Genomic DNA, 6,751 nt, shown 5'->3' on the forward strand with positions numbered 1-6,751 from the left:
ACCGAAGGGCGACCCTCGCCCTTCGATTCCAAGCGGAGCAGCACATGCGGGCCATCCTCACTTCCCTTCTGGCGGTCTTTCTTTTGACGAGTCAACCGGCGTCAGCCCAACAATCCGACGCGCAAATCCAAATGCTCTTGCAGGAATATGGCGAAGCTATCGCCAAAAGCTCCCGCCGCACCATCGGCCCAGCCATTGACGCGCTGGCCGCGAGCGGGTTGCCAGAAGCTCAGGTCGTCCTGAACCGCTGGCAAGCTAAGGAAATGTGGTTCAACAAAGCCACTGGTGTCTTCGTTTTCGCGACAGAAATTGACCGAGACACACTTCAGATTTTCGACATATCTAACGACATGGAAATCGGCCAAGCACTTGAAGACGACTACACGCAACTGAAACCCAATTCCGGCATCCGCAGCATGATCGGCACCGCCCTCGTGCAATTTCAGCTAAGCGATCCAGACCCGACGGAGCGTCTCCGCGCCGTTGCCGCAATCGAACGTGGCGCGGAAAAGTCGCACCTTGCCGCCTTGCGGTCCAGCACCGAAAGCGAGCCAAACGCGGATATTAAGGCCTCTAAAATCCGCCTTGAACGGCTCCTCACAATTCGCTTCGGCGACACCGACGATGAACGCATCACCGCAATCAACGGCTTCGCAGGCGACCTTGGCGTCGATGTGCGCGCCGCGCTGAACCCGCTTGTCGCCACACGCGTCGAAACCGCAGCGACCCTTCCCGAAGGCACCGATATCGCCCGCGCCCTCACTCCCGGTTCCGAAACCTTTCCGCGCGCCGCGGCTTATGACCTCCTCGTCGAGGCAGGCGTCGCTAAACCCCGAATTGCGCGCGCCGAGCAGCGAGAGGCCCTCGTTGCCAACGTCACAGACGGCGCCGTCGGCGGCATCCAGCTCGCATCGCTAAACACCGAAGCCGCACGAGACATCGCTTATGCCGCCCTTGCCGCGGCAGGCGCAGTGGACGCCGTAGCGACAGATACCGAAATCGACACCGCCATCGACGCAAGCGTCTTTTTCGAACGCTACACGGGCGCACCACCCGCCGTGGCCCTTGCGGCAAAGGCGGCCCTCGCAGCAATCGAAAGCAAAGTCGCCATTAATCAAGCCGCCGACCTCGGCCTCGACGCCCTGTCCCTTGCCTCGATCTACTTCCTCGCTGCCATCGGCCTTGCCATTACTTTCGGCGTCATGGGCGTGATCAACATGGCCCACGGTGAGTTTATCATGATGGGCGCTTACACCGGCTACGTGGTCCAGCTTTTCGTGCCTGACTACACGCTCTCAATCGCCCTCGCGCTTCCGCTCGCCTTTACAATCACCTTCGCCGCGGGCGTCGCGATGGAGCGCCTGGTTATTCGCCACCTCTACCACCGCCCGCTGGAAACCTTGCTTGCCACCTTCGGCATTTCCATCGCGCTGCAACAGATTGCAAAGAATATCTTCGGCACTCAAGCCCGCCCGCTCACGTCACCCGCATGGCTCGATGGCTCGCTTGTGATCAACGATATCGTCTCGATCAGCTACATCCGCATCGCAATCTTCGTCCTCGCCCTGATGTTCCTCTGCCTTTTCCTCTTCATCATGAACCGCACCCGCCTTGGCCTTGAAGTGCGCGCGGTCACCCAAAACCCTCGCATGGCCGCCTCGATGGGTATCAACCCGGACAAGATAAACATGCTCACCTTTGGCCTCGGCTCCGGCATTGCAGGCGTCGCGGGCGTGGCCATCGGCCTTTACGCAAAAGTCACTTCGGAAATGGGCACGGACTATATCGTGCAATCCTTCATGACCGTCGTCGTCGGAGGCGTCGGCAACATCTGGGGCACGCTTTTGGGCGCGACCATGGTCGGAACGATTCAAAAAGGCATCGAGTGGATGAACCCCTCAAACACGCTGGCCGCACAAACCTACATGATCCTCTTCATCATCCTGTTCATTCAGTTCCGCCCCAAAGGCATCATCGCCCTCAAGGGCCGCGCGGCAGAAGCGTAACATGCAGAGACTTTCAATCTTGTTAAGCGATCCACGCATTCTTCTTGGTAAAAATACTCCGAGGTCTGGGGGCCTTACGGCGATTCCTAGAAATCGCCGTAAGGCAACAAATGGCGCCGCAATGAGTGAGAGAAAGCCCCATCCCCGCGACGTCAACGGCGGCGCAACTCTATGACCGACGCCACCCTCGCAAGCGGCCTTCGTCGCCAACCCCTCGCCCTGCGCTTCCCGTCCGTACTGGTCTTCCTCGCAGCCCTTGGGCTCTTCACAATCGCCGTGACGATCCTGTCCGACGGCCTCGGCCTAGGTATCATTTCCACCAGCTTTATCAAAACTTTGGGTAAAACTCTTTGCCTCTGCCTCGTCGCCCTGGCGATGGATCTTGTCTGGGGCTATTGCGGCATTCTTTCGCTTGGCCACATGGCGTTCTTTGGCCTTGGCGGCTACGCCATCGGCATGTGGCTGATGTATGCGCGCACCGAACTTATCGTCATCGAAAGCCTCAAAGCTGCCCCCCTACCCGCCACGCCACAAGAAATATCCGACGGTATCGCAGGCCAAATCTTCGGCGTTGTCGGCGCCTCAGAATTTCCGCCCATCTGGGCCTTCGCCCACTCGCTGCCATTGCAACTCGCCGCAGTCGTCCTCGTGCCCGGCCTCCTCGCTCTGATCTTCGGCTGGCTCGCCTTCCGCAGCCGCGTCACTGGTGTCTATCTGTCGATCCTGACCCAGGCGATGACGCTGGCCCTCTCGCTGCACCTCTTCCAAAACGACAGCGGCCTGCGCGGCAATAACGGCCTCTCCGGCCTGCAAAACCTGCCCGGCCTCGACGACTTTCCACAATCCACCGTCTCGCTCTGGTTCTTTTGGGCATCCGCCATCGCACTCGGGCTCGGCTACATTATCTGTGCCTGGATCGTCTCCGGCAAGTTCGGCAGCGTGATCCGTGCCATCCGCGACGACGAAACCCGCGTGCGCTTTCTCGGCTACCCTGTTGAGGGCTTCAAACTGTTCATCTTCACTCTGACGGCGGTCCTCGCGGGCATCGCCGGCGCGCTCTACTACCCCCAGGCAGGTATCATAAATCCAGCTGAAATGGCCCCCATCGCCTCGATTTACCTCGCGGTCTGGGTCGCCATCGGAGGCCGGGGCCGCCTTTACGGCGCCGTCATTGGCGCTGCTTTCGTTTCGCTGCTTTCGACATGGTTCACCGGCGGCCAGGCCCCTAACATCAACCTGGGATTTTATACGATCCAATGGGTCGACTGGTGGATCGTCCTCCTTGGTTTTTCCTTCGTCGCCATCACACTTTTCGCCCCCAAAGGCATCGGTGGCCTTGTCGACATCTTCATAGATCGCAAAAGCCCGAACCGCTTTGGCGCCGATCTCGGCCCTGATCCCGGCGCCTTGCGCGAACAGGAGGCCGAAAAATGACCACCCTCCTAGAAGTTTCAGGCGTCTCGGTCTCATTTGACGGCTTCAAAGCCATCAACAACCTATCCTTCCAGATTGCCGAAAAAGAACTCCGTGCCGTGATCGGCCCCAACGGTGCAGGCAAAACTACCTTCATGGACATCATCACCGGCAAAACGCGCCCCGAGGAAGGCCGTGTGATCTACGGTGACAGGGCCATCTCGCTATTGCACATGTCCGAAAGCAGCATTGCGCAAGCAGGTGTTGGTCGTAAATTCCAGAAGCCCACGGTTTTCGAGGACCAATCCGTCGCCGACAACCTTCTGCTGGCCCTCAAAAAGAACCGCGGCCCGTTCTCGGTCCTGCTCTTCAAAGCGTCCCGCGACGACCAAACCCGCATTGAAGAGCTCGCGTCAGAAATCGGCCTGGAATCCGCCCTCCGTCGCAAGGCCGGAGAGCTCTCTCACGGCCAAAAGCAATGGCTGGAAATTGGCATGTTGCTGGCACAAGAACCCAAGCTTCTCCTTGTCGATGAACCCGCAGCGGGCATGACCCCGGCCGAGCGTGAACACACCACAGACATCCTGCGCGAAGCCGCCAAAACCCGCGCCGTCGTCGTTGTGGAACACGACATGGAGTTCGTCCGCCGCCTTGATTGCCGCGTGTCGGTTCTCCACGAAGGCTCGGTACTCGCCGAAGGCTCGATCGACCACGTGACGCAAAACCAGAAAGTAATCGAGGTTTACCTTGGACGCTGACATCCTCAAAACCGCAGGTCTGACCCTTCATTACGGCGGTAGCCAAATTCTGAATGGCATTGATATCACTGCGCGCAAGGGCGAGATCACCTGCATAATGGGTACCAATGGCGTTGGCAAAACAAGCCTTCTCAAAGCCATTTCAGGCACCCATCCGACATCGGGCGGTACAATTAACCTGACCGGCACACCTTTGAAAAAGCCCCGCGCCCATGCGCTTGCGCAAATGGGCGTGGCCTACGTCCCGCAAGGGCGCGATATCTTCCCGCTGCTCACGGTTCGCGAAAATCTCGAAACCGGCTTCGCCTGTCTGCCCCGCTCCGAACACTTCGTGCCGGACGAAATTTTCGACCTCTTTCCGATCCTGAAAGACTTCCTCCACCGTCGCGGCGGTGACCTCTCTGGCGGCCAGCAGCAACAACTTGCCATCGCTCGCGCGCTCATCGCCAAGCCGAAACTTCTCCTTCTTGACGAGCCAACTGAAGGCATCCAACCCAACATCATTCAGCAGATCGGCGACGTGATCAGCCTTCTGCGCGAACAGGCCGAAATGGCGATCGTCCTCGTCGAGCAATACTTCAGCTTCGCCTACGACCTAGGCGACACTTTCTACGTCCTGAAGCGCGGCTCGGTCAGCCTGTCTGGCCGCAAGGGCGAGGTCGCCCGCGAAGACCTCCTGCGCGGTGTCTCGGTTTGACCAAAGAGCGCAACGGCTGGGGACCATGACGGAATTCTCAATCACACAAGATTTTTCGGGTATTCGCCTCTTCCAGATCCCGGCGGTGAACATCGGCCCAAATCTGTTCCACCGAAACCGGACTGTCTCGTGGCGGACGTCGATCCAGCTCTGGCATAGCGAATACTTCACGCTTCGCAGCGACAGCGTAAGCCGGATGAATAGCATGACAGCCAAGCGAATGATTTCAGGCGATGTTTTGAAATAGCAAAACGAATTTGACCTGGTTACTTCGCAAGGCTAGGCCGTTCCCCTGCCCGTCTCAACCAAGCCTTCTCTGATAGCGCTCCCTGCGCATATTCAGAATGGCGGCGGCATCTTCCTCCATCAGGCGCTCCAACGCGAGCGTAAGCTGGTAGATCGTGTTTGGTGGTGACAGGTCCAGGGCGCTTGATAAGTGATGGGAGTCGCCTTTCCAACAATTCGACAGAGATGAGCCCGGACGCGCTGCGCCAACACGTTGCCCGTGCCCGTGACAGCACTCAAGGACATCACGACCTGCCTTTCGCCAAATGAAGCATACGGAGCGGCAGTGTCAGCAGTTCCGGAGCTATCGAGGCGCGGCACGTGTGACAGTAGAAATCCGCCAAATGCCACCGGATGCGGCTAAGATTAGAAAGCCGATCAATCGAGCGCAGCAGATGATCTTGACGATCATGATCATCAAGCGAGATCTCCGAGAACAGACCCGCCTGCGCTTCCTGCCTCGGACCCACCACTACGCTTAATCCCGCTCATCCATATGGAAATTGAATTAGCCAAAGGCACTTCAACCAACAAGATATTTTTTCTGCCGAGATGGGGGAACAATAAGAAGTCGCTGACAACATCGCTTGCCGTCCTGATGGTCTCCCTTACAGGCTCAGTATTTGCTGAGGGCTATCTGAGCCGCGCAAATGTGATCGACGTCGTGATCGAGAGGGGCGCACGGATTTTTATACGCAGCACCTTTTCAGGTTTGCAAAAAAGGTTCAGAGTTCGGGTTCAAGTTTGGCTGTCAGCTTCCCTAACATCCACCGAAACCGTCAGGCCAAGGCATGACGCCTTGGCTCCGTCAAAACTGCCTGAAATCGGCGAGGCTTGTTGCGGTGTCCGCGTCGTCGCAACCCGGATCAATGCGCTTCCAGCCGTGATCCTATTCGTCGGATCGAACTCAATCCACCCTTCTCCCGGCACGAAGATATCTGCCCAGGCATGAGTTGAACCGCCGCCAACCGGCGCATCTGGTCCGCCAGCGGTATCATTCAGGTAACCAGTCACGAACCGTGCTGCAAAGCCGAACCTTCGCGTCGCCTCCATAAAAAGAAACGCAAAATCACGGCAAGTACCCACACCCTTTGAGATAGTTTCGGCAGCAGTTTGTGTGCCCATCTCCTCGCGGCCTGAATAGCCGAGAGTGCGGTGGATGGAGTGGTTGAGGCTTTTCAGGAAGAGGAAGGCGCTATCCGGCCGGTCGACAAAATTGGCATCAAGCCATTGGTCCAGGACGTTGATATCGCCAGCGTGCTGCAAAGTGAGATACGGATAGAGGTCAAGCGCATCAGCATCCGAGTAGTCGAAGGGATAGGGACAGTTATGTGTCCCGCCCTGACGCGCGAGGATTTCCGTTGCGTAGCGGCGCAGAAACAACTCGCTTTCTATGATCAACGATTTGGTAGGTTGGTCAAAGGTGGCTTCGGCGATTGAATTTCCGAAAGTGTCGAAATACCAGCGAAGTTTGGCATCCGGCTGGATGCGCAAAAATGCATCTTCCACCCACAGGTCATGTCCATCGCGCGGCCGCAACATAAGATGATGTGGGTTCAGAATAATCTTGCGGTCGTATTTGTACTCTGTCC

Annotated in this window: 5 protein-coding genes and 2 pseudogenes; 4 read left to right on the top strand and 3 right to left on the bottom strand. The window is 57.8% G+C overall.

The features are described 5' to 3' along the window. The first annotated feature begins 44 nt into the window (after window positions 1-44). The 4 genes from urtB to urtE all read left to right on the top strand — a co-directional run bounded on the left by urtB (window position 45) and on the right by urtE (window position 4,874). Entirely contained in the window at window positions 45-2,006 is a 1,962-nt protein-coding gene (gene urtB / locus AC221Y_RS05665) for an urea ABC transporter permease subunit UrtB (RefSeq protein WP_486706929.1), read from the top strand. 171 nt (window positions 2,007-2,177) lie between these two features. Then, window positions 2,178-3,440 (top strand): urea ABC transporter permease subunit UrtC, encoded by a 1,263-nt coding sequence (urtC, locus tag AC221Y_RS05670; protein ID WP_299752951.1) that lies wholly within the window; start codon window positions 2,178-2,180, stop codon window positions 3,438-3,440. Then, on the top strand, window positions 3,437-4,177 hold the full coding sequence (gene urtD / locus AC221Y_RS05675; RefSeq protein ID WP_299752954.1) for an urea ABC transporter ATP-binding protein UrtD: 741 nt from the start codon (window positions 3,437-3,439) through the stop codon (window positions 4,175-4,177). The genes urtC and urtD overlap by 4 nt, the downstream gene beginning before the upstream one ends. Window position 4,178: 1 nt before the next feature. Next, window positions 4,179-4,874 carry an urea ABC transporter ATP-binding subunit UrtE gene (gene urtE / locus AC221Y_RS05680; protein WP_299752984.1) on the top strand — a complete coding sequence of 232 codons (696 nt, stop codon included), beginning with the start codon at window positions 4,179-4,181 and terminating at the stop codon, window positions 4,872-4,874. A 54-nt stretch (window positions 4,875-4,928) separates the two neighbouring features. Here the strand turns inward: urtE and AC221Y_RS05685 are convergent. The 3 genes and pseudogenes from AC221Y_RS05685 to AC221Y_RS05695 form a co-directional block, all read right to left on the bottom strand. Then, a pseudogene (locus AC221Y_RS05685) lies at window positions 4,929-5,099 on the bottom strand (IS6 family transposase); the annotation flags it as partial. A 329-nt stretch (window positions 5,100-5,428) separates the two neighbouring features. After that, window positions 5,429-5,632 (bottom strand): annotated as a pseudogene (locus AC221Y_RS05690) (transposase); the annotation flags it as partial. 265 nt (window positions 5,633-5,897) lie between these two features. Further along, a partial coding sequence (locus tag AC221Y_RS05695; RefSeq protein WP_486706930.1) for a transglutaminase family protein occupies window positions 5,898-6,751 on the bottom strand: 854 nt, incomplete at its 5' end.

This window comes from Boseongicola sp., assembly GCF_057460485.1.